The organism is Micromonospora sp. NPDC049081 (genome assembly GCF_040648835.1).
GTDB lineage: Bacteria > Actinomycetota > Actinomycetes > Mycobacteriales > Micromonosporaceae > Micromonospora > Micromonospora antibiotica.
The window spans coordinates 12,144-35,575 of record NZ_JBEZEK010000013.1; the positions used below are offsets into that span (position 1 = coordinate 12,144).

18 protein-coding genes are annotated in these 23,432 nt (G+C 74.5%); 5 read left to right on the plus strand and 13 right to left on the minus strand.

The genetic code is table 11. The annotated features are described in order from the left end of the window. Positions 1–3 precede the first annotated feature (3 nt). The 4 genes from egtB to AB0B63_RS19500 form a co-directional block, all read right to left on the minus strand. Positions 4–1,341 carry an ergothioneine biosynthesis protein EgtB gene (gene egtB / locus AB0B63_RS19485; RefSeq protein ID WP_357020480.1) on the minus strand — a complete coding sequence of 446 codons (1,338 nt, stop codon included), beginning with the start codon at positions 1,339–1,341 and terminating at the stop codon, positions 4–6. Next, positions 1,338–2,573 (minus strand): ergothioneine biosynthesis glutamate--cysteine ligase EgtA, encoded by a 1,236-nt coding sequence (egtA, locus tag AB0B63_RS19490; RefSeq protein WP_208570716.1) that lies wholly within the window; start codon positions 2,571–2,573, stop codon positions 1,338–1,340. The genes egtB and egtA overlap by 4 nt, the downstream gene beginning before the upstream one ends. 147 nt (positions 2,574–2,720) lie before the next feature. After that, entirely contained in the window at positions 2,721–3,473 is a 753-nt protein-coding gene (locus tag AB0B63_RS19495) for a hypothetical protein (RefSeq protein ID WP_357020484.1), read from the minus strand. A 16-nt stretch (positions 3,474–3,489) separates the two neighbouring features. Beyond that, positions 3,490–4,113, minus strand: a complete 624-nt coding sequence (locus AB0B63_RS19500) for an RNA polymerase sigma factor (RefSeq protein ID WP_357020487.1) — start codon at positions 4,111–4,113, stop codon at positions 3,490–3,492. A 490-nt stretch (positions 4,114–4,603) separates the two neighbouring features. Between AB0B63_RS19500 and AB0B63_RS19505 the strand changes: the two genes are divergently transcribed. Next, positions 4,604–6,022 carry a protein kinase gene (locus tag AB0B63_RS19505; RefSeq protein WP_357020491.1) on the plus strand — a complete coding sequence of 473 codons (1,419 nt, stop codon included), beginning with the start codon at positions 4,604–4,606 and terminating at the stop codon, positions 6,020–6,022. Positions 6,023–6,138: 116 nt separating this feature from the next. Further along, positions 6,139–7,401: a nucleotide sugar dehydrogenase gene (locus tag AB0B63_RS19510; RefSeq protein ID WP_219462351.1), complete on the plus strand. Its 1,263-nt coding sequence runs from the start codon at positions 6,139–6,141 to the stop codon at positions 7,399–7,401. An 86-nt stretch (positions 7,402–7,487) separates the two neighbouring features. Here AB0B63_RS19510 and AB0B63_RS19515 read toward each other — a convergent pair whose 3' ends face one another. The 4 genes from AB0B63_RS19515 to AB0B63_RS19530 all read right to left on the minus strand — a co-directional run bounded on the left by AB0B63_RS19515 (position 7,488) and on the right by AB0B63_RS19530 (position 12,904). Then, positions 7,488–9,965: an FtsX-like permease family protein gene (locus tag AB0B63_RS19515; RefSeq protein WP_357020495.1), complete on the minus strand. Its 2,478-nt coding sequence runs from the start codon at positions 9,963–9,965 to the stop codon at positions 7,488–7,490. Positions 9,966–10,271: 306 nt separating this feature from the next. Then, a complete protein-coding gene (locus tag AB0B63_RS19520) occupies positions 10,272–10,937 on the minus strand; it encodes a response regulator transcription factor (protein ID WP_208570710.1) in 666 nt (221 codons plus the stop codon). Next, entirely contained in the window at positions 10,934–12,166 is a 1,233-nt protein-coding gene (locus AB0B63_RS19525) for a sensor histidine kinase (protein WP_357020498.1), read from the minus strand. Before AB0B63_RS19525 ends, AB0B63_RS19520 begins: the two co-directional genes overlap by 4 nt. A gap of 57 nt (positions 12,167–12,223) precedes the next feature. Beyond that, the gene (locus tag AB0B63_RS19530) at positions 12,224–12,904 is read right to left on the minus strand and encodes a DUF305 domain-containing protein (protein ID WP_357020501.1); all 681 of its coding nucleotides are present in this window, start codon (positions 12,902–12,904) and stop codon (positions 12,224–12,226) included. Between the two features lie 139 nt (positions 12,905–13,043). Here AB0B63_RS19530 and AB0B63_RS19535 point away from each other — a divergent pair, with 139 nt between their 5' ends. Next, entirely contained in the window at positions 13,044–14,498 is a 1,455-nt protein-coding gene (locus tag AB0B63_RS19535) for a hypothetical protein (protein ID WP_357020504.1), read from the plus strand. Between the two features lie 93 nt (positions 14,499–14,591). Here the strand turns inward: AB0B63_RS19535 and AB0B63_RS19540 are convergent, their stop codons facing one another. After that, a complete protein-coding gene (locus tag AB0B63_RS19540) occupies positions 14,592–15,626 on the minus strand; it encodes a linear amide C-N hydrolase (RefSeq protein ID WP_208570706.1) in 1,035 nt (344 codons plus the stop codon). A gap of 153 nt (positions 15,627–15,779) precedes the next feature. Between AB0B63_RS19540 and AB0B63_RS19545 the strand changes: the two genes are divergently transcribed. Then, positions 15,780–17,006 carry an SLC13 family permease gene (locus AB0B63_RS19545; RefSeq protein ID WP_357020508.1) on the plus strand — a complete coding sequence of 409 codons (1,227 nt, stop codon included), beginning with the start codon at positions 15,780–15,782 and terminating at the stop codon, positions 17,004–17,006. Between the two features lie 40 nt (positions 17,007–17,046). On the opposite strand, the gene AB0B63_RS19550 is transcribed toward AB0B63_RS19545, so the two are convergent. The 3 genes from AB0B63_RS19550 to AB0B63_RS19560 all read right to left on the minus strand — a co-directional run bounded on the left by AB0B63_RS19550 (position 17,047) and on the right by AB0B63_RS19560 (position 21,119). Then, positions 17,047–18,003: a hypothetical protein gene (locus AB0B63_RS19550; protein ID WP_357020511.1), complete on the minus strand. Its 957-nt coding sequence runs from the start codon at positions 18,001–18,003 to the stop codon at positions 17,047–17,049. A 211-nt stretch (positions 18,004–18,214) separates the two neighbouring features. Then, positions 18,215–20,476, minus strand: coding sequence for a glycoside hydrolase family 9 protein (locus AB0B63_RS19555; protein ID WP_357020514.1), 2,262 nt, complete (start codon positions 20,474–20,476; stop codon positions 18,215–18,217). 115 nt (positions 20,477–20,591) lie between these two features. Then, entirely contained in the window at positions 20,592–21,119 is a 528-nt protein-coding gene (locus AB0B63_RS19560; RefSeq protein ID WP_357020517.1) for a 2'-5' RNA ligase family protein, read from the minus strand. Positions 21,120–21,219: 100 nt separating this feature from the next. On the opposite strand from AB0B63_RS19560, the gene AB0B63_RS19565 reads away from it, so the two are divergent. Then, positions 21,220–22,941, plus strand: a complete 1,722-nt coding sequence (locus AB0B63_RS19565; RefSeq protein WP_208570702.1) for a DEAD/DEAH box helicase — start codon at positions 21,220–21,222, stop codon at positions 22,939–22,941. Positions 22,942–22,998: 57 nt separating this feature from the next. Here AB0B63_RS19565 and AB0B63_RS19570 read toward each other — a convergent pair whose 3' ends face one another. After that, positions 22,999–23,370 carry a DoxX family protein gene (locus AB0B63_RS19570; protein WP_208570701.1) on the minus strand — a complete coding sequence of 124 codons (372 nt, stop codon included), beginning with the start codon at positions 23,368–23,370 and terminating at the stop codon, positions 22,999–23,001. Positions 23,371–23,432 lie beyond the last annotated feature (62 nt).

A 23,432-nucleotide genomic window follows, 5' to 3' on the forward strand; every position in this document is an offset into this window, starting at 1 on the left:
CGGTCACCCGTTGGCCTCCTCGGGCCGGGCGTCACGGGCGCAGCGGAAGCCGCTGAAGATCTGCCGCCGGATCGGGTGGTCCCAGTTGCGGAAGGTGCCCCGGCAGGCCGCCCGGTCGGTGCCGAACGAGCCGCCACGCAGCACCCGGTAGTCGCCGCCGAAGAACACCTCCGAGTATTCCCGGTAGGGGAAGACGGCGAAGCCGGGGTGACCGTGGAAGGGGCTGGCCGTCCACTCCCAGACGTCGCCGATCAGCTGGTGCACACCGAGCGGCGAGGCACCCGCCGGGTAGGCCCCGACCGGCGCCGGCCACAGGTGCCGTTGCCCCAGGTTGGCGTGCTCGGCGGTCGGCTCGTCGTCGCCCCACGGCCAGCGCCGGGACCGGCCGGTCGACGGGTCCCACCGGGCCGCCTTCTCCCACTCCGCCTCGGTGGGCAGCCGCTTGCCGGCCCAGCGGGCGTACGCCTGCGCCTCGTGCCAGCAGACGTGCACCACCGGCTCGTCGTCACGGACCGGCGACCACCTGCCGAACCGCTGGTAGGCCCAGCCGTCGCCGTCGCGTCGCCAGTGCATCGGCGCGGTCAGTCCGGCCTCGGTGCGGTGCCGCCAGCCGGCCGCGCTCCACCAGCGCGGGTCGTCGTACCCGCCGTCGGCGAGGAACTCCCGGTACGCCCCGTTGGTCACCGGCGTGGCGTCGATGACGTACGCGGGCAGCTCGACGGTGTGGGCGGGGCGTTCGTTGTCCAGCGCCCACGGATCGGTGGAGGTGCCCATGGTGAACGGTCCCGCCGGCACCAGCACCTCGGCGGCGACCCGTGCCCGTGGCTCGGGGGGCGGGGGCGCGTCGAGCACCGGTGGGCCGCAACGCAGCTGGTGGGTGGCGAGCATGGTCTCGTCGTGCTGCTGCTCGTGCTGCACGATCATGCCGAAGACGAACCCGTCGGCGACCAGCGCCCGGTCGGTGAACCGGATCCCGTCGAGCAGGTCGTGGACCTTGTCGCGGACGGTCGCCACGTAGGCCCGCGCCTCGGCCGGTGGCAGCAGCGGCAACGCGGGCCGGTCCTTGCGGGGCTGCTTGAAGGCGTCGTACAGGTCGTCGATGTCCTGCCGGACCGGCTCCCGCCGGCCGACGTCGCGGACGAGCCAGAGTTCCTCCTGGTTGCCCACGTGGGCGAGGTCCCAGACCAGGGGTGACATCAGCGTCGAGTGCTGACGGACCAGGTCGTCGTCGTCGACGGCGGTGGTGAGCGCGTCGGTGCGGGCCCGGGTCCGGGCGAGTTCGGCGGCGATCCGGCTGCGCAGCGGCTCGGTCCCCGTGCCCGGTTCTTCGGTGGTGGTCACCGGTCCCCCTTCTGTGCGGCGACGATCCGTCGACGGATCCCGCGGTCGATCTCGTGCTGGGTCTCGGTCGGCAGGTCCAGCGCCGGCAGCGTCTGCCGGGCCAGGTCGAGCAGGGCCGCGGCGGCCGTGGCCAGGGCCGGGTCGGCAAGTCCGTGCCGGGCGGCGGGGTGCCAGCGGTCGGCCACCGGTGCGGCGATCGTCCGGGCCGCCCGGACCGTGTGGTCGTCGTGCAGCAGCGCGGTCAGCACGGCCAGCGGGAGGGTCCAGTCCCGGCCGGGCTGGGCGTCGAGGTAGCGGACCTCCAGGTAGCCGCGCGGGCGGACCGGCGGGAAGAGCGTGCTGACGTGGTAGTCCAGGTCGTCGGTGGTCGGCGGGTGCGGCAGCGCCCCGGCGATCCAGTCGGCGAAGGTGATCCCCGGTGGTGGTGTCCAGTCCGGGCCGTCGTGGCGCAGGCAGAGCAGCGGCGCGGCCAGCACGTAGTCGATCCAGGCGGCCACCGGGTCCTGGTCCGGCTGCTGGGCCGACCAGACGGGACCGGTGCGGGCCGGGTCGATGTCCAGCCAGGCGGCCATCCGGGCGGACGCCCAGCCGGTGGGTCGGCCGGCGTGCCGGTCGGCGGTGGCGAAGGCCGCCACCAGTGCCGGCCCCACCGCGTGCACCGCCGCCCAGCGGTCGGCCAGTCCGGCGGGTTCACCGATGTCGAGGCAGACCTGGAGGCCGGCGGTGCTGTACATCATGGTCTGCCCGGCTGGGCCACGGCGGTCGAAGACGCAGCGCATGGCGCGGTAGCGCGGGGTGTCGACCACCGGGCTCGGGGCCCGCCACGGGTCGATGCCGGTCCGCCCGAGCACCAGCCCGGCACGGGCGAGCAGCGCGTCGAGTTCGTCGATGTCTGCCTGGGTGGCCGAGACCAGCGCGGCGACCGAGGATCGCGGCGCGGTGGACACCTCCACCTGCCCACCCGGCTCGACGGTCACGGTGCTGCCGTGCCGCAGGGGGTGGGCGGGGCTGGTGTCGTCCAGGGTGGGTGGGCTGTGTGGCCCGAGTGCCGCTCGTAGCCTCGCCCGGTTCAACGGTCGGGCGGGGTCGGCGGCGTCGTGGACGGTCCATTCCAGTTCGACGCCGGTGAGGGTGGGTGGCCCGGTCTTGAAGCAGATCCGGGCGAGGTGGCCGGCGGCACCGGCGATCTCGCCGAGCACGCTCGTGTGGTCCAGCTCCGGCGATGTCACCACGAGACGGCCCCTCTCCGGCGCTGGGATCCGGCCGCGCCGACCGGTCGGGAACGGCCGTGGCGGCCGACCCTGTCGTGCCTCCATCCTCTTTCTCCCGGACCGATCTCGCAGACCGGACGGGAAGAAATTTTTGTGAAGCCTTTTCGACTAGTTTTTACGGCCGGGGCCTCCGCCGGGACCGGCGGAGGGCGCCCCCGGTGGGGGTCCCGGGACGAGTTGGCGGCAGTACGCCTCCACCCGGTCCGCCCCGCCTGCGGCGGCCACCACCTCGGCGAAGCCGGGCTTGGTCAACGCCTCCTCCCGCTGCTCGGGCGACTTGGCCAGGTAGGCCCGGCACTGCCCGGTCACCTTGGCGGTCCCGGCCGGACCGCCGGGGCCGGGGACCGTCCCGGGGGCGGGGACCCTCCCGGGGGCGGAGGGGGCGCCGCCCGGCCCCGAGGGGGGACGTCGCGTCGGGTCCTGCCGGACCGGGCCGGACCGCTGCGGGGTGGGTCGTGCCGACCCGGCGGCGGTGGGGGTGGCGGTGGTGGACGACGGAGCCGGGCCGGGCACCCGCTCGGCGGGCCCGTCCCGGGTGACGGCGGCGAAGGCCACCCCGGCGGTGGCGGTGGCGGCCAGCGCGGCGATCCACGTCACCACGCCGGTGGTCAACCGGCGGCCCCGGCGGGCGACCACGGCGGGGGCGGGAACCCCGGCGGCCCGCGCGGCCCGGAAGGCCACGACCGCCGCCTGCTCGCCCGCGAGTTCACCGGGCCGGGCCGGGGCGGCGGCAGCGGCCAGCAACCGGGCGAGCGGCTCGGCGGTGGCCGGCGGGGCGTCGACACCGGCCTGGTCGAGCAGCCGCTCGGCCTCGGCCCGGTCCACCGTCCGGCCGGCTCGGGCCGACCGGCCGACGTTCATCCAGTCTCCCCTCATGTCAGCCGTCCGCCGGCTCGGCCTGGGACACCTGGGGCGTCGGGCGGGGGCGGGGCGGGGCGATCCGCTCGCCGTCGGACGGCTCGGGTTCATCGCCACGCTCCAGCAACGCGGCCAGCCGGCGCAACCCCCGGTGGGCGGCCGTACGGACCGCACCCGGTCGCCGGCCGAGCACCCGCCCGGCGGTCTCGGCGTCGAGCCCGATCACCGCCCGCAGCAGCACCGCCTCCGCCTCCCGGGGTGGCAGGGTGGCGATCAGCGCCAGCGCGGACTCCGTCCCGATCGTCTCGCCGGCCCGCTCGGCGGTGTCGGCGTCCCCGGCGAGGTCGTTGAGTTCCTGCACCGGCACCGGCAGGGACGGGCGGCGACGTTGACGGCGCAGGTGGTCCATGGCCCGGTTCCGGGCGATGGTCACCGCCCAGGCACGGAACTCGCCGCCGGTGAACCGGGACAGGTCCCGGGAGATCTGCAACCAGGTCTCGGAGGCCACGTCCTCGGCGTCGGGGCCGACGAGCGCGGTGAGGTAGCGCAGCAGACCCGGCTGGAGGCTGCGGTAGAGGATGCGGAACGCCTCCTCGTCACCGGCCTGCGCTGCGACGACCGCTTCGGTCAGGTCACCGGTCACGGCCGGGTCGTTCCCAGCGGACGACCCGGGCCGGTGGCGGGCGGACGCGTGCCGCAGCCCCGGCCCGCCCAGCGGACCACCTCGCGCACCTTCAGCCCCCCGCTGACCCGATCGCACCTCACGCCGGATGACTTCTCTGCCACCGCCGCGCGGGGTACGGCGTCGGTCTGCGCGCGGTACCGGCGCCGGGGCGGGCCAGAGTGGGCAACATTAGGAGCCGGAGGCGGCGGAGGCAAGCGGACATCGGGCCGGAAAGGGTGAGATAGATCAACTCCCTGGTGGCGCGTCGCCGTGCCAGCATCGCCGTCGGGACACCTGGTTCTCGACACCCCGGGTCATCGCATCGGGCGGACGACGCCGACGACCCGTCACCGGTGACCATGGGTGGGGTGTCGGTCACCGCTGGTCAGGGTTGACCTCCACCGGGCCGCCTCCCGAAATCCCGGAAGGGATATCGCCGTCTGCCGGACGGGAGGACCCTGGGTACGGTATGGGGGTGTTGTCATCCGAGGTCGTGCTCAGCGGTCGCTACCGCCTGGACGAACGTGTCGCCACCGGCGGCATGGGCGATGTCTGGCGTGCCACCGACCTGGTTCTCGGTCGCCAGGTCGCGGTGAAGGTGCTGCTGCCGGCGCTCGTCTCGGACCCCGATTTCATCGCCCGGTTCCGCTCCGAGGCGCGGATCATGGCCGCGCTGCGCAACCCCGGCATCGTCCAGGTCTTCGACTGCGGTGAGGACCGGCTCGCCGACGGCACCCGGGCCGACTACCTCGTCATGGAATTCGTCGAGGGCGAGCCGCTGTCGCGCCGGATCGAGTCGGCCGGCCACCTGGACGTGACCGAGACGATGTCGGTCGTGGCCCAGGTCGCCCAGGCCCTGCACGCCGCGCACGCCGGGGGGATCGTGCACCGCGACGTCAAGCCGAGCAACCTGCTGGTGCAGGAGGACGGCACGGTGGTGCTGGTCGACTTCGGCGTCGCCCGCTCCACCAATGTGACCAGTATCACCAGCACGAACGCGGTGCCGGGCACCGCCCTCTACATGGCACCCGAACAGGCGTCCGGCCGGCCGGTCTCGGCCGCCACCGACATCTACGCCCTGGGCGCGGTGGCCCACTGCTGCCTGACCGGGCAGCCGCCGTTCACCGGGGACAACCCGCTCCAGGTGGCCGTACGCCATCTGGACGACGCACCGCCGGAGCTGCCGGCGGACATCCCGGCTCCGGTGCGGGCCCTGGTGGCCCGGGCGTTGGAGAAGGACCCCGCGGACCGCTTCGCCACCGGCGCCGAGATGGCCGCCGCCGCCCGCGCCGCGAGTGGCGACGGCACCGCGACCGCCATGACCGCCCTGGTGACGCCGCCGCTGCGCGACCCGTCCGGGGCGAACACCCCCCGCCTCGTCGGGGCGCAGACGCCCAGGACGGTGGTCGGGGCGGGGTCGGGACGGACCCGTCGGGGCTCGCTGGTCGGCGCGTTGGCCGCGGTACTGGTCGCGTTGACCGCGCTCGGTGCCGCCCTGGGTGCCGCGAAGTCGCTCGACAACGGCGTGCCGAACATCCGCAGCACCGGTCCGGCGGTGGCGCCCACCGAGCAGAGCGAGCTCCCGGCGGTCGTCGAGCAGACCGGCCCCCAGGAGACGGAGCGGCCGAACCGGCCGGGCAACCAGACTGCGAAGCCGTCGCCGTCGGCCTCGGTCAGTCCGACGCCGCTGCCGAACGGCTCGTCGCAGTCGCTGCCCACCAAGTCCGCACCGGCCACGCCGGTGGAGACGACGACCCCCGCCGGGCCCACCCCGGATGCGACGACCCCCGCCGGGCCGACCCCGCCGGAGACGACGCCGCCCACGCCCGACGCGGGTGGCGGGGGCGGCGGTGGGGACGGCGGCGGCATGCCGCCGGCCGACAACTGAACGATCCTCTCGTTTGGGCAGGAACGCCCCTAGAGCCCCCAGGAACACCAAAACGGGCGTAGATCGCTATATCGCCATCTAGGCTCCGTGCAAGGACACGCTTGCAGGGAGCCCAGGTGAACGCAGAGAAACTCGTCGTCATCGGCCAGGGATACGTCGGACTGCCGCTGGCCATGCGCGCCGTCGAAGCCGGACTGGACGTGGTCGGGTTGGACGTCGACGCCGACCGGGTCAAGCGGCTCGCCTCCGGCGAATCCTTCGTCGAGGACATCGGGGCAGACCGGCTCGGCCGCGCCCTCGCCAGCGGCCGGTACCGGCCGAGCACCGAGTACCCGGACGCCGAGGGTTTCGACATCTGCGTGATCACCGTACCCACCCCGTTGCGCGACGGGGCCCCCGACCTGAGCTACGTCGAGCAGGCCGGCACCGCCGTCGGCCCGTACGTCCGGCCCGGCTGCACGGTGGTGCTGGAGTCGACCACCTACCCGGGGACCACCGAGGACCTGCTCCGGCCGTTGCTGGAGGCGGCGAGCGGGCTGCGCAGCCCGGGTGACTTCCACCTCGGCTACAGCCCCGAACGGATCGACCCGGGCAACCCCACCTGGCGGCTGGAGAACACCCCGAAGGTGGTGTCCGGGGTGGACGCGGCGTCGCTGGCCCGGGTGGACGGCTTCTACCGGCGGTTGGTCGAACGGACGGTGCCGGTGGACTCCACCCGGGTCGCCGAGCTGACCAAGCTGATCGAGAACACCTTCCGCCAGGTCAACATCGCGCTGATCAACGAACTGGCGATGGCCTCCCACCAACTGGGCATCGACGCCTGGCAGGCCATCGAGGCCGCGTCGTCCAAACCGTTCGGGTTCATGCCGTTCCGCCCCGGCCCGGGGGTCGGCGGGCACTGCCTGCCGATCGACCCGTGCTACCTGTCCTGGCAGGTCAAGCGCACCCTGGGCCGACCGTTCCGGTTCATCGAGCTGGCCGACGACATCAACCACCAGATGCCCGAGCACGTGGCCCAGCGGGTGATGGCCGGGTTGAACCGGATCGGCCGGCCGGTCAACGGGGCCCGGTTGCTGCTGCTCGGGCTGGCGTACAAGAAGAACACCGGGGACATGCGCGACTCGCCGGCGGTGGACGTGGCCCGGCGGTTGCAGGCGCTCGGCGCGGACGTACGCGCGGTCGAGCCGTACGCGGAGCCGCAGCACATCCCGGGCGGGGTGCTGGTCGTGGAGCTGACCGCGCGGGAGATCGCCGCAGCCGACGCGGTGGTCCTGGTGACCGACCACGACAGCTTCGACTACGACCTGGTCACCCGGCACGCCCGGTACGTCTTCGACACCCGGGACCGGTGCCGGGGCGACATGGTGGAACGCCTCTGACCGTTGCCCCGGGACGGGCGACGCCCCCGCTCGGCGCGCAGCGGCCCGCCGGCCGGCGACGCCGGGGCCGGCGGGCGACCACGGGGTCACTCCGCGCCGAGCGCCTCCACCACCGGACGGGCCAGGGCACGACGGGCCGGCAGCACCGAGGCGGCCAGCGCGGCGAGCACGGCCACGGCCAGGATCAGCCCGAGCCGCCCCCAGGGCAGCACCAGCGTGAAGCCGCCACCCAGCCGGGCCACGAAGGCCACCGTCCCGGCGCTGACCGCGATGCCCAGCGCGGTGCCGAGCAACGCGCCGACCAGGGCGGTCAGCACCGCCTCGACGGCCAGCAGCAGGCGCATCCGTCCCCGGGACAGCCCCACGGCACGCAGCACGGCGTTTTCCCGGCTCCGCTCCACCACCGACAGGCTGAGCGTGTTCGCGACGCCGACCAGGGCGATCACCACGGCCAGGCCGAGCAGCGCGGTGACAAAGGCGAGCAGCATGTCCACCGTGCCGGTGAGCGTCTTCTTGTAGGCGGCCTGGTCCAGCAGGTTCACCGTCGGGTACCGGGCGACCACCGCCCCGATGGCGGCGCGGGCCCGCTCGGCGGACACCCCGTCGGCCGGCTCGACCTCGGCCAGCTGGCCGCGTTCGTCGGGGTAGAGCGCGGTGAAGTCGGCGTCGGCCAGGTCGACCACGTGCCCGGCGGGCACCCCCTGCGACGTCGGGCCGTCGGCGGTGACCACGGCGGCCACCCGGAACGGACGCCCGGCGACGGTGACCGTCGACCCCACCCGCCAGCCCCGGGCGGCGGCCAGCTCCCGGTGCACCAGCACCGTCCCCGGCCCCAGGTCCGCGACGTCCCCGACGTCGACCGCGTCGAGGGTACGCCGGGCCAGCGCCGGGTGCGCCGACCGCAGCTCGACGCCGTCGACGACCCGGCTGCGGTGCTCGTGCACCACCCCCACCTCGGGTCGGGCGGCCAGTTCCCCGGCGAGCGGGGCGGGCAGCCCGACACCGACGCCGGTGACCACGAAGTCGACACCGATGCGGGCGTCGACCGCCCGCTCGACGCCCACCTTGACGCTGCCGGCGCCGACCACGAACGCCGAGACCAGGCCGATGCCGATCACCAGGGCGGTGGCGGTCGCCGACACCCGGCGCGGGTTGCGGGCCGCGTTGGCCACGGCGAGCGCGGCGGTGGCCCCGAACACCGGTCGCAACGGCCGGCCGAGCAACCGGACCAGCACCGGCACCAGCAGCGGACCGAACATGACTATCCCGAAGAAGGACAGCACCCCACCCACGGCGACCAGGGCGATCTGCCCGACGGCGGCGGCCCCGGCCAGCGCGGCGATGCCGGCGACGCCGACCAGCGCACCGAGGGTCAGCCGGGCCCGCCCGGCACCCCGGGCCGGCTGCCCGGCGGCGTCGGTGAGGGCGGCCATCGGCGGCACCCGGGTGCCCTGCCAGGCGGGCAGCAGTGCGGACCCGACGGTGACCAGGGTGCCGAGCAGCAGGCTGAGCGCGACCGTCCGGGCGGTCACCGTCAGACCGGCGACGGACAGCGGCAGGTCGAGCCGGGGGGTCAGGGCCGCCGCCCCGGCGGCCAGCCCGACACCGAGCGCCACCCCGAGGGCCGAGCCGGCCAGCCCGAGCACCGCCGCCTCCAGCACGGCGGCCCGGAAGACCTGCCCCCGGCGGGCCCCCACCAGCCGCAGCAGCGCGGTCCGCCGGGTCCGCTGGGCGAGCACGATGGCGAAGGTGTTGGCGATGACGAACCCGGCCACCACCACCGCCACCCCGGCGAAGACGAGCAGCAACAGGCGGAACTGGTCCAGGTCACGCACCCCGTCCTCGACGGCCTCGTCGAGGATGCGCTGCCGCGACTTCACCGTGGCGTCCCCACCGACCACCGCGGCCACCCGGCCGGCCAGGGCCGGCCCCGCCGTTTCCGACGCGGCAGCCACCATGATCCGGTCGTAGCCCGGCCGCCCGCTGACGGTCAGCGCGTCCGCGCCGACCAGCCCGACGAACGGTCCGCCGACGTCGCGCGTGGTTCCGGCCACGTCGACGGTGCCGACCAGGGTGTACGGGCGGGCCGGGCCGGTCGCGCCGCCGACGCCGACCGGGTCACCGAGCGTGAACCCCTGCGCGGCGACCGTGGGCGCGTCGAGGACCACCTCGCCGGGCCGGTCGGGCAGCCGGCCGGCGAGCACGTCGTAGGAGCGCAACACGGGCCCGGTGGGGATCGCGGCGAGCAACCCGACGCCGAGCACCGGCCGGCCGTCGACGCCGACCACTCCGACGAGGGCGGTCAGCTCCCCGGCGGCCTCGGCCACCCCGTCGACCGTGCGCACCCGGTCGGCCAGGGACGGCGGCAGGGTGGTCCGGTCGGCGTAGACGCCCAGGTCGGTGTGCCGGTCGAAGGCACCGGCCCGCTCGTACGCCCCGGCCTGCATGCCGTCGGTGAGCATCAGCGTGCCGGCGACGAACGCGACCCCGAGCACGATCGCCACCGAGGAGAGCAGCAGGCGCAGGGCGTCGGCGCGCAGCGTACGCAGGGTCAGCCGCCACATCCCGGTCACCGCCGGCCCCGGCCGACGGCCCGGCGCGGCACGGCCCCGGACCCCACGGGCGGACGGCGGGCGGTGGACCCCACGGGCGGGCGGCAGCCGGTGGGGCGACGGCCGGCGACGGTGGGTGGGTGGGGCGCGGGGTGGGCGACGGTGGGCACGGACATGGGCACTCCCGGTCGGCGTGGTGCGGTCTCCTCCGACGCTAGGCAGCGGCCCGCCGCCCGGCGTCCACCCGCCCGCTCGGGCCGACTCCGCCACAGGTCGCCCCGGACCGGGACACCCGTACGCCCCAGGTCGTACCCGGGCTCAGCCGCCCGGGGTGACCAGGCCGCTCTCGTAGGCCAGGACCACCACCTGGACCCGGTCGCGGAGCTGGAGCTTGGCCAGGATCCGGCCGACGTGGGTCTTCACCGTCGCCTCGGCGACGTGCACCCGGGCGGCGATCTCGGCGTTGGCCAGGCCCTGCGCGACCAGCAGCAGGATCTCCCGCTCCCGGTCGGTGAGCTGGGCCAGGCGCGGGTCCTCGGTGGGGGCGGGGCCGAGCCGGTCGGCGAACCGGTCGAGCAGTCGGCGGGTGATCGACGGGGCGACCACCGAGTCGCCCTCGGCGACCACCCGGATGGCCGCCAGCAGCTCCTCCGGTGGCACGTTCTTGAGCAGGAACCCGCTGGCCCCGGCGCGCAGCGCGGCGAACGCGTCCGCCTCGGTGTCGAAGGTGGTCAGCACCAGCACCCGGGGCCGGCCGTCGGCGGAGGCGGCGCAGATGCGGCGGGTCGCCTCCACCCCGTCCATGGTCGGCATCCGCAGGTCCATCACCACCACGTCGGCCTCGACCCCGGCCAGCACCCGCAACGCGTCCGCCCCGTCGATCGCCTCGCCGACGACCGTCAGGTCAGGCTGGGAGTCCAGCACCATCCGGAAGCCGGCCCGTACCAGCGCCTGGTCGTCCACGATCACCACTCGTACCGTCATGCCGCGATCACCTCCGGGTCCGGGGTCGACGGTAGCGGCAGCCGTACCTCGACCTGCCACCCGCCACCGGTACGGGGTCCGGCGGTGAGCCGGCCGTCGTACACGCCGACCCGCTCGCGCATCCCGACCAGGCCGTGGCCGCCGGAGGGCGCCGGCCGGGTCGGCGGGCGTCCGCGCCCGTCGTCGCTCACCCGGACCACCAGCCCGTCGTCGACGCCCAGCGCGACCGTGGCGTGCGCGCCGACCCCGGCGTGCTTGAGTGCGTTGGTGAGGGCCTCCTGCACCACCCGGTAGACGGTCAGGTCGAGCCCGGGTGGCAGGGTGGCCGGCACCTCCCGGGCAACGTACTCGACCCGCAGGCCGGCGTCGCGGAAGCGGCCCACCAGTGCGGGCAGCTCGGCGACGGTGGCGCGGCGGCGTTCCGGTTCGGTGCTCGGGGTGACCGCGCCCGGGCCGGTGGTCGGCTCCGGTGGGCTGGGCTCGCGCAGCACGTCGACCAGCCGTCGCATCTCCTCCAGTGCCTGCCGGCCGGTGTCGGCGACCACCTTCACCGCCTGCCGGGCGGTCTCCGGCTCCCGGTCGAACAGCAGGCGGGCCCCGTCGGCCTGCACGATCATCACCGCCATGCTGTGGGCCACCACGTCGTGCAGCTCGCGGGCGATCCGGGCCCGTTCGCCGACCACCGCCGCGCGGGCCTCGGCCTCCCGCTCGCGTTCCAGCGTGGCGGCCCGTTCCTCCAGGCTGAGCACGTAGAGACGGCGGGTGCGGACGTTCAACGCGGCCAGCCACACCCCGCCGGTGATCAGCCCGAAATAGATCGCGGGGGCCCACCAGGCGACGTTGGTCTGGGCCTGCGAGGCGGCCAACAGCACCCCGACGGCGGCGACGGCACCGGCCAGCATGCCGTCGCGCAGCCGGTCGGCGTACTTGACCACGCTGTAGAGGGCGATCAGCACGGCGACGTCGTAGGCCAGCGGACCCCAGCCGGCGACCACCTGGGTCAACGCCAGCCCGGCGACGAGCACCGCGACCAGCGACGGGTGGCCGCGCCGGAACAGCAGGGCCACCGCCATGGCCAGGCCGACCAGCGCGGACGGCCAGCCACCGGGCTGGGCCGACACGCCGGGTTGGGCTGCCGCCGTGACCAGGGTGAAGAGCACCACCAGCGCGCTGACGCACACGTCGAAGGCGACGCCGCGCAGCGGGCGACCGAAGAGGGTACGGCTCACGGTGACCGAGCGTAGTGCCCCGTTCGGGGTCGATGCGGGCCCTGGCCCGGCCGGGGCTCAGCGCAGCTCGCGTAGCCGGGTCATCTCCACGGTCTGCTCGGTCGCCACCGCGGTGGCGAATTCGTTGAGTTGCTGGTCGGCGCCGGCGGAGAGCAACTGGGTGGCCATCGTCACCGCGCCCTCGTGGTGGGCGGTCATCAGGCGCACGAAGAGCCGGTCGAAGGCGACGCCCCGGGCGTCGGTGAGCTGCCGGATCGCCTCGGGGGTCTGCATGCCCGGCATCCGGCCGTGCTCGTGGCCGGGTTCCTCGGCGGCCAGGCCACGGGCGTCGAGCCAGCCGCGCAGCAGCCCGACCTCGGGTGCCTGGGCACCCCGGATCCGCGCGGCGATCGCCTTGACCTGGGCGCTGGCGGCCCGGTCGGGGGCCAGCGCGGCCAACTGGAGGGCCTGCTGGTGGTGCGGGATCATCATCCGCACGAACCAGACGTCGAGGGTGTTGTACCGGGGCGTGCCGGGCTCGCGGACCTGCTGTGCGGGCCGGGTCACGGCGGGCTCGCCCGGCCGGCCGGGCACGATCACCGCCGGAGCGTCCGCCGGGAGGGTCGGCGTCGGGGTGGCCGTGCGGCCCTGCGCCGCCGGGGACGGCCGGTCGTCGGGGCGCAGGGCCACCCCGACCGACACCAGGACGGTGGCGGCGACTGTGACGGCGAGCAGGACGCGTCCACGTGGGCCGGTCATGCGACTCCCCCTCCGGTCGAGGTCGACGCGATCGTATCCATTCATCACCGCGGATTGATGTGGCGCGAATCACATCAACTGTCATCACTGGCCGGTAAGGTGTCAGGCACGCATCGTCCCCTTTCGAAGGGTTCCGCCGATGATCAGGTTCCCCCTGCCCCGACCACGGCAGTTGAAGATCGTCAGCGTGGTCGCCGCCGGCCTGCTGGTGGCGAGCGTCGCCACCAGCCCGGCAGGCAACGCCGCACCGGCCACCGCGACGGAGAGCGGGACGCCGGCGGCCCCCGGCCTCGACGTCGACGAGATCTCCAGCAGCCCCAACCTGCGCCAGGTCGCCAACCTGCCCAAGCAGGCACCGTTCGACACCACCAGCGCGCTCGGCACCGACATGGCCTTCCAGGGCCGGTACGCCTTCGTCGGCAACTACAACGGCTTCGTCATCTACGACATCGGCCGCCCCAGCGCCCCGAAGATCGTGTCGCAGGTGCTCTGCCCCGGCTCGCAGAACGACATCTCGGTCTACGGCGACCTGCTCTTCCTCTCCACCGACTCGTCCCGCACCGACGACTCCTGCAACAGCGCGAGCCAACCGGCGACGGTGAAGGAGTCCTGGGAGGGCATCAAGGTCTTCGACATCAGCGACAAGGCCAACCCGCGCTACGTCAAGTCGGTGGAGACCGCCTGCGGCTCACACACCCACACCCTCGTCCCCGGCAAGGACCGCAGGGCCGTCTACCTGTACGTGTCGTCGTACAGCCCCCGGGCCGACTTCCCCGACTGCCAGCCGCCACACGACTCGATCTCCATCGTGAAGGTCCCGGTGCACAAGCCCACCGAGGCGTCGGTGGTGGCCACCCCGAACCTCTTCCCCGACGGCGGCTACGAGGGCATCCCCGGGCAGACCTCGGCCACCACCGGCTGCCACGACATCACCGCCTACCCGGCCAAGGACCTGGCCGCCGGGGCGTGCATGGGCGACGGCGTCCTGCTCGACATCCGCGACCGGGAGGCACCCCGGGTGATCAACCGGGTGCGGGACACGGTCAACTTCGCGTTCTGGCACTCGGCGACGTTCAACAACGCCGGGACCAAGGTGGTGTTCACCGACGAACTCGGCGGCGGCGGCGCGGCCACCTGCAACGAGATCGTCGGCCCGAACCGGGGCGCGGACGCCGTCTACGACATCACCGGTCGGGGCGACGCCCGCACGATGGTCTTCCGCAGCTACTACAAGATCCCCCGCACCAACGCCGACACCGAGAACTGCGTGGCCCACAACGGCTCGCTGATCCCCGTACTCGGCAAGGACATCATGGTGCAGGCGTGGTACCAGGGCGGGGTCTCGGTCTGGGACTTCACCGACTCGACCCGGCCGAAGGAGATCGGCTTCTGGGAGCGCGGGCCGCTGTCGGACACCCAGCTCACCACCGGCGGCGCCTGGTCGACCTACTACTACAACGGGCACATCTACTCCAGCGACATCCAGAAAGGGCTGGACGTGCTTAAGCTCAACGACTGGCGCACCTGGACGGCCGACCTGGTCCGGATGCCCGAGCTGAACGTGCAGACCCAGGCCGGCTACCTGAGCTGGTAGCCCGACCAACCGACGACGAACGGCCCGGCCCCAGTGGGCCGGGCCGTTCGTGGTGCAGGGACGCCGTGCGTACAGGGACGCGCGGGTGGCGGGTCAGCGGATCGGCAACTGGTAACGGCGTTCCGTGCCACCGCCGGCCACGGTGACCAGCCGGACCTCACCGTCACGCAGCCCGTACGTCACCGACCAGCGGGTGTGCCCCTGCCGGACCTGGTCCAGCAGGCGCAGCGCCGCCGTCGGATCGACCCGGCCGTCGGCCGCGTCCAGCGCCGCCGCGAGGACGCCGTAGCGGCGGTCGCGGCGACGCTGCTGCTCGGGCACGTCGACCACCGGCACATTGGTCAGCGCCTGCCACCGCCCCTGCCCCCGCTGCACCCGCATCGTCCCCTCGACGAACTCGACCACCGCCGACCGGCCGCCCGCGTCGGCGAGCAGGTAGTGCAGTGGGGGCCCGCCGTCGAAGTCGAGGTTGTGCCGGCCGAACAGCGCCACCGCCTCGTCCACCGTGGCCGCCCGGTCCAGTACCAACCGCAGGATGCGCACCGACCCGACGGTGGGCCGGCCCGGCACCGGCTTCGCGGTGGCGTTGTCGTCGGCGGCCAGCCCGACGGCCAGCCCCCGCTCGTTCATCCCGTCGAAGGGCAGCAACGGCGCGTCGAGCAGCCGGCGGTCCCCGGTCGGGTCCGGGCCCACCCCCAGGTAGGACAGGTCGACCAGGGAGACCGAGGCGTAGCCCTCGGGGGGATCGGTGCGCAGCACCATCGCCGGGTTGGCGTCCCAGTCGAAGTTGCGGGCGAACAACGGCCGGGCCGGGTCACCGGAGGCGACGAACAACGAGCAGCCGAACGGGCCGGTGTCCGGCCGGGCATCGGTGCCCACCGTCGGGTCGTAGCCACCGACGTAGGTCATCTCGTAGAGCGGCAGGTCGTCGACCTTGCGCAGGCTGTCCAGCGTACGCCGGGCCTGCTCCGGGTCCTGCCGGGAGGCGACCGGCGGGCTCGCGGACGCCGATGCCGAGGCGGTCCGGTCCGATTCGGTCGGGGTGGCCCGATCCGTCGGGGTGGCCTGGGCACAGCCGGTGGCGACGAGCGACAGGGCCAGTCCGGCCCCCAGCAGCATCCTGCGCATATCTCCTGAACGCTAGGGCAGCCGTGCCGGGATGTCCACCGTGGCGGTAACCGCGCACGCCGATGTGTCGGGCCCGCCGGTACGGGGTCGTCGGGCGGGCAGTTGCGGCCAACCGGCGTCGGAGCAGGGCCGGCTGTGCGAGGATCGTGCGCCGTGACACCTGCCGGCGGGACACCGCCCGTACCGACCCGACGGCGCCGCCGTCCGAGGCTGCACCCGCTGGACCGGGTGGCGATCGGGCTGGCCCTGCTGGGCCTCGGCGCGGTGGCCACCGGGCTGCTGCCCCGGGCCGACGCCGCGGCGACCCTGCACCGCATCCTGCCACTGCTGCTCTTCCTCGGCGCGGTGGTGGTGCTCGCCGAACTGACCGCCGTCGCCGGGGTGTTCGACGTGCTGGCCACCCGGCTGGCGATCGCCGCACGGGGCAGCTTCGCCGGCCTGTTCCTGCTCTGCGTCGGGTTCGCCTCGCTCACCACCATCGCCCTCAACCTGGACACCACCGCGGTCCTGCTCACCCCCGTGATGATCGCGCTGGCCCGCCGGCTGGGCACCGCCCCGGGGCCGCTGGCGATGACCACGGTCTGGTTGGCCAACACCGCCAGCCTGCTGTTGCCGGTGTCGAACCTGACCAACCTGCTCGCCGCCGACCGGATCGCGCTGACCCCGGCGGCGTACGCGGCCCGGATGGCGTTGCCGCAGGTCGCGGCGATCGGGGTGACCATGGCGGGGTTGTGGCTGTGGTACTGGCGGCGGGGGCGGCGCGACGCCGACCGGTTCACCCCTCCCCCACCGCACCGGCCGGCGGACCGGCTGCTGTTCGGCACGGCGGTCGCCGGCTGTCTGCTGCTCGTCGCCGGCATCCTGGCCGGGGTGGAGATCGGGGTGGCCGCCGCCGTCGCCGCCGGGCTGGTGGTGGTCGGCTTCGCGGTCCGGTCCCGGCGGACCCTGCGCCCGGCACTGCTGCCCTGGCGGCTGCTGGTCTTCGTGACCGGCCTGTTCCTGGTGGTGCAGACCCTCGGCCGGCACGGGCTGGACGACCTGGTCTCCGTGCTGCTCGGGGACGCCGGGGGCACGGTGGGGGCGCTGCGCGCCGGGGGCACCGGGGCGTTACTGGCCAACCTGGTCAACAACCTGCCCGCCTACCTGGCCGGTGAGGCGGTGCTCCCACCCGGTGACGGGACCCGGCTGCTGGCGCTGCTGATCGGCACCAACGTCGGCCCGCTGGCGGTGCCGTGGGCGTCGCTGGCGACCCTGCTGTGGTTCGAGCGTTGCCGCGCCGCCGGGGTGACCGTGCCGCTGGGCCGGTTCGTGGCGACCAGCGCGGTGGTCGCGGTGCTCGGCACCGTCGCCGCGGTGCTCGCCCTGCTGGTCGTCGGCTGACCCGGCGGCGGTGTCCCGCCCGCATGGGCACGGTCGGCGTTCAGATCCCCATCTCGGCCTCGTACGCCGAGCGCAGCCGGGCGCGGGCGGCGGGGGCCAGGCAGACGTGCCAGGCGGGACCCTCGTCGATGACGTTCAGCTCACCGGCGGCCTGCCGGGCCAGCAGGATCTCGGCCAGCACCTCCCGCGCGCCGAACCGGGCGTACCAGGCCAGTTCCAGGTCCACCGCCCAGCCGAGGCAGTGGCCGCTGGGCAGCATGGCCGGCTGGCCGAGCCGGCGCAGCCGGTACCGGTGTTCGGCGCTGTGGGCCAGGTTGGTCACCCACAGCGGCGGGGTGCCGGGCGGGGCGGACCGGGCGAACTCCCGGGCCAGGTCGTTGAGGAGCGCGACGACCTCGCGGCGGGTCCGGCGCAACGGCACACCGGCGGTGGGCGGGGCGGTCTCCGGCAGCAGCCGGGCCCGGACGGCGCGCACCCCCCGGCCCAGGACGCTTCCCGGTTGTTCCCGGTAGCGGAAGCCGAGCAGACCACGGCGGCGCAGCCATTCCAGGTCGATCAGGTCGGGGTGCGTGTCGACCTGCTCGTCGGTCGCCAGGGCCGTCGTGTCCCGCCACCACATCAGGTCGATACGGGAGAGCAGGTAGATCCGGACCAGGGCGGTCAGGTCGGGGCCCGGGGCGGGCCGGTCGGGCTGGTGGCGGGCCAACTCCAGCAGCAGGGTCTCCCGGGCGCCCAGCACCCCCTGCCCGGTGGCGTCGAGCACGTCGGCGATCGCCGGCTCGCGCAGCCGCTGGTCGAGCAGCACCTGACGGGCGGCGGTGCCGGCGGTCCCGGCGAGCGCGCCGACCTCGACCAGCAGCTCGGCGACGGCCTGCCGGTAGGCGTCGAGGTCGGGGGCGGCCGGCCGCACGGGACGGGTCGGGGCGGGCGTCCGCCGGGCCGGGGCGGGCGGGGTGACGCCGGGTTGGGGGCCGGGGCTTCGGCTGGGCACGCGCATGGTCGGTCCTCTCCCGGTGCGACACGGTGCGGATGAACCTGAGGGCACCGTAACCGTGGTGAACCGGTGGAGACCGAGCATTCCTCCCACAGCCCCCGAAGGGCGACACGCGGCCGGCGGCGTCGCCCGGTCCCGCACCGGCCGGGGCCCGTGCGGGACCGTGACCGGGCCGCCCGTCGACGTGCGACGGGCGGCCCGGTGCGGGCGCGGGTCAGCGCAGGGTGCAGGCCGTCCCGTTCACCGCGAACCCGGTCGGGGTCGCGTTGGTGCCGCTGTAGGTGGCGTTGAAGCCGAGGTTGACCGAGCCGTTCGGCGCGACCGCGCCGTTGTAGCTCTCGTTGGTCACCGTGACCTCACTGCCGCTCTGGCTGAACCGGCCCGACCAGCCCTGGCTGATCTGCTGGTTACCGGTGAACCGGAACGTCAACCGCCACGACGACCAGGCTGCCGCGCTGGTGTTGGCCAGCGTGACGCTGCCGGTGAAGCCGGTACTCCAGCTGTTCGCCGAGTACGTCACCGCGCACCCGCCGGCCGGCGGCGGCGTGGTGGTCGGCGGCGGGGGCGTGGTGGTCGGCGGCGGGGGCGTGGTGGTCGGCGGGGGCGGCGTGGTGGTCGGCGGCGGCGTCACCGTGGGGGTCGGCGTCGGGTCCGGGCCGGTGCCGCTGCCGGCCTGCTCGGCCGCCCAGTGCACCAGCCAGGCCAGCGCCGCGTTCCAGTTGATCGCCACCTCGTTGACCGAGTACGCGCCGATGTCGTCGATGAAGCATTTCTGCGGCTTGCAGCCACCGAGCTGGGCCTGCACGACCGGGTCCTGCAACTCGCTGTTCGGGCCGCCGGAGAGCGAGCCGGGCGGCGCGGTGGGCAGCGAGCCGTCGTTCTGGTTGGCCCAGAACCGGTGGTGCAGGTTGCGCACCGGCTTGTCCCCGTACCCGGCCACGTAGGACTGGTTGAGCGGGTTACGGCCGAGCAGGTAGTCGTAGGCGGCGAAGGCCCCGTTGCGGTACTTCGTGGTGCGGGTCAGGTCGTAGGCCAGGGCGAGCACGTTGGCGTTGTTGGCGACCGCGCCGTTGGAACCCCAGTAGTACGTGCCGTTGCCGCTGCCCGGGGCCGGGTAGCCCTGGTTGGCGATCTGGGCGAGCATCCGGTCGGCGAAACCGACGATCGCCGACCGGATCGCGCTCACGTCGCCGCTGGCCAGGCCGGTCGGCACCAGCACGAGGGTGGTGTCACCCAGCCCGGCCGTCCAGCTCCAGTCGTACGCGCCCCGGGTGAAGCCCGCTCCCCGGGCGTGCGGGGAACTGCTCAGGTCGTTGCGGTAGCCCGTCGAGCCGGTGGTGGCGTACAGCTCGGCAGCCGCCCAGTAGAACTCGTCGCTGACGGTGTTGTCCTCGTACGCGCCGCCGCCGGTGTTGTCGGTGGCGGGGGCGAGCCGGTTCGGGTTGGCCTTCGCCGCGGCGTACGCCTTCTCGGCGGCGGCCAGGGCCCGGGCGGCGAAGGAGGCGTCGAACGGCTTCCACAGCCGGGACGCCTGGGCGGCCACCGCCGCCATGTTGAGGGTGGCGGCGGTGCTCACCGGGGAGAGCAGCCGGGGCTCGCTGTCCAGCTCCGGACGGGTGGGCAGCGCGGTCCAGTTCTGGTCGTGGATCTTGTGGTGCACCATGCCGGCGTTGGTCCGGCCGTCCGGCACCTGCATCTTGAGCAGGAACTCCAGCTCCCAGCGGGCCTCGTCGAGCACGTCCGGCACCCCGTTGGACCGCTCGGGGATGGCCAGCGTGCCGTCGGCGACGGCGGACTTGTCGGCCCCGTTCACGTACAGCGTGCGCTCGTAGATGTTCTGCAGCTGCCAGGTGGACAGGCCGCCGTTGACAACGTACTTGCCCTGGTCACCGGCGTCGTACCAGCCACCGCGCACGTCCAGGGTGTAACCGCAGGAGGTGCGGCACGGCACGTTGTTGTCCCCCCGGTTGGGGGCGACGTTGACGTGCCCGGCCGGGCGGGCGTAGCGGGAACCGACGTACTGGGCGTCGATCGGGGTGCCGCTGCGCTGGTGGTAGAAGAACGCCAGCGAGTCACCGCGCAGCCGGCGCACCGGGTCGGCCGAGATGTCGAAGGGGTAGCTGTTGCTCCCGCCCACCGACAGCACGTAGCCGGTGCCCGGGGTGTCGTAGGCCGAGAAGTCCGCGATGTGCACCGGGTCGCCGGAGAGCGCGTCGGTGCCCCGTACCGTGGTCTGCCCGGAGGCGACCGTGGCGCCGCCGGCGTTGCGCAGCGTCCAGCCGAGCGGGGAGTTCGCGGAGTTCACGACGGTGGCCTGCTTGGGCAGCCCCGGCACGTAGGCGACCTGGTTGACCTTGACCGGTGAGCCGGGGTCGGGGGCGGCGGAGGCGAGCTGCGGCACGGCCGCGAGCCCGCCGAGGGCGAGCAGGGCGGCGGCCGCGAGCGCGACCGGACGCCGTCGGACATGGTGGGGCATGGGGCCTCTTCCGGTGGGGATGGCAGTGACCACCCGACCGGACCGGCGCAGCAGTGACCCGCCGGGCGGTCGGATGGACCGTCGACGGGAGCGCTCCGACCACCATAGACCACCGTCAGTCCGCCGGGAAGTCACCGCCCACCGGCCGGACGGTCCGGGTGTCGCCGTCGTAGCTGCGTGCCGCCACGAACCGGCCCTCCGGCCGGTCACCGCCGACCACCGCGCGGGCCCGCCGCCGGTCGTGGTCGCGGAAGCGCAGCGCGAGGCTCAGGTGCGGCACCCAGTTCCCCGGGGCGTGCCAGGGCCGCTGCCCGTCCGCGCCGTCCAGTGCCGCCCAGACGGCCCCGTGCAGGGCGGTCAGCTCCGCCGTGGGCCGGACCAACCAGACCAGCGGCGCGCTGCCGTCGAGCACCGTCACCCGTTCCAGCCGGACCGGCAGGGGCAGCGCGGCATCGACGAGACCGGCGAGCCGGTCGACCGCGCCGGGCGGGAACGCCTCGACGGCGGCCAGCGTCAGGTGCGGCCGGTTCGTCGGGTGGCCGTGCCGGGCCAGGCTGGGCAGCCCCGCCCCGGCCAGCCTGTCCCACGCGGCGCGGACCGTCTCCTCCAGCACCGGGCAGCAGAGCAGTTCCACCGTACGCACGCCCGTCAGGCTAGCCCGCGGGCGGGCGCGGCTGTGCCGGTCGGCACGGTGGGGCCGGTCGGCGCGACGGCCCGACGGGGATGATGGAAAACTTTGCCCCATGAGTTCCGCACCTACACCGACCGACCTCTCCGCGCCCGACGACTCCGACGGCGTACCCGCCTTCGTCGATCTCGGGCTGCGCGCCGAGCTGTTGGGCGCGCTCGCCGCGCTCGGCTACGAGGAGCCCACCCCCATCCAGCGCGAGGCGATCCCGCTGCTGCTGGCGGGACGGGACCTGCTCGGGCAGGCGGCGACCGGTACGGGCAAGACCGCCGCGTTCGCCCTGCCCCTGTTGCAGCGGATGCCGGACGACCGCTCCGGCGGTGACCCGGTGTCGCTGGTGCTGGTGCCCACCCGGGAACTGGCCGTGCAGGTCTCCGAGGCGTTCCACCGGTACGGCAAGGACCTCGGGGCCCGGGTGCTGCCGATCTACGGCGGCCAGCCGATCGGCCGTCAACTGCGCGCCCTGGACCTGGGCGTGGACGTGGTGGTGGCGACCCCCGGCCGGGCGCTGGACCACATCGCCCGGGGCACCCTGCGGCTGGGCGCGCTGGCCACGGTGGTGTTGGACGAGGCCGACGAGATGCTCGACATGGGCTTCGCCGAGGACATCGAGGCGATCCTGGAGCACGCGCCCGCGCAGCGCCAGACGGTGCTCTTCTCGGCCACCATGCCGGCCCGGATCGACGGCCTGGCCCGCAAGCACCTGACCGACCCGGAGCGGATCCAGATCGGGCGGGAGCAGCCGGTCGCCGGGGAGGCACCCCGGGTCCGGCAGAGCGCGTACATCGTCACCCGGGCGCACAAGCCCGCGGTGCTGGGCCGGGTGCTGGACGTGGAGTCGCCGACGGCGGCGATCGTGTTCTGCCGCAGCCGGGAGGAGGTGGACCGGCTCACCGAGACGATGAACGGGCGCGGCTACCGGGCCGAGGCGTTGCACGGCGGGATGAGCCAGGAGCAGCGGGACCGGGTGATGGGGCGGCTGCGCGCCGGCACCGCCGACCTGCTGGTGGCCACCGACGTGGCGGCCCGTGGGCTGGACGTCGAGCAGCTCACCCACGTGGTCAACTACGACGTGCCGTCGGCCCCGGAGTCGTACGTGCACCGGATCGGCCGGGTGGGCCGGGCCGGTCGGGAGGGGGTGGCGATCACCCTCGCCGAGCCCCGGGAACACCGGATGCTCAAGACCATCGAGCGGGTCACCGGCCAGCGGATCACCATCGACAAGATCCCGACGGTGGCCGACCTGCGGACCCGCCGGCTGGCGTTGACCCAGGCGGCGCTGCGGGAGAGCCTGCTGGAGGACGACCTGGACCCGTTCCGGGTGATCGTCGAGTCGCTGTCGGACGAGTTCGACCTGATGGAGGTGGCGCTGGCAGCCGTCAAGCTGGCCCACGAGGCGGCCCTGCCCGGCTCCGACGACGACGACGAGGAGATCCCGCAGGTGGCGGTCCGTCCGCCCCGGGAGTCCCGGCCCGGGTTCGACAGCCGGGGCGGGGACCGGCGCGGTGGCGGCCGGCCCCGCACGGGCGGCACCGCGCAGGTCTTCATCGGCCTGGGCCGCCGCGCCGGGGTCCGCCCGCAGGACCTGGTCGGTGCGATCACCGGCGAGACCCGGGTGAGTGGCCGCGACATCGGCTCGATCGAGATCGCCGACCGGTTCTCCCTGGTGGAGGTGCCGCAGGGCGTCGCCGACGAGGTGATCGCGGGGCTGCGCAACAGCACCATCAAGGGCCGTAAGGCGACCGTACGGCGCGACCGTGGCGGCGAGGGGCACTGACCCGACACGCGACACCGGCCCGCACCCCAGGACGGGGGCGCGGGCCGGTCGCGTTCGTCAGAGCGGGTACGGCCCGAAGCGGCCCCAGGCGACGATCGCCGCCAGGATCAGCAGCACCACGGTCATCGCGGTGCCGGGGTGCTCCTTGGCGCGGGCGTGCACCACGATCGCGCCGATCATCACGATCACCAGCCCGACGGCGGCCAGCGGGGTGAGCACGGTGGCGATGCCGGTGAGGCCGGGCAGGACCAGTCCCAGCGCGGCCAGCACCTCGACCGCGCCGAGCGCCTTGACCTGGGTGGGCGGGACGTTCTCCACCCAACCCATCCGGTCGCGCAACTTCTCCTTGGGCTGGGTCAGCTTGGTCAGCCCCGCGCCGGCGAAGAGCGCGGCGAGCAGGATCTGCAGGATCCACAGGAACAGGTTCATCGGCGGTCGCCTCCGGGGGTGCCACCGTGGTGGCGGATGCGGTAACGGGGATGGTCAGGCTA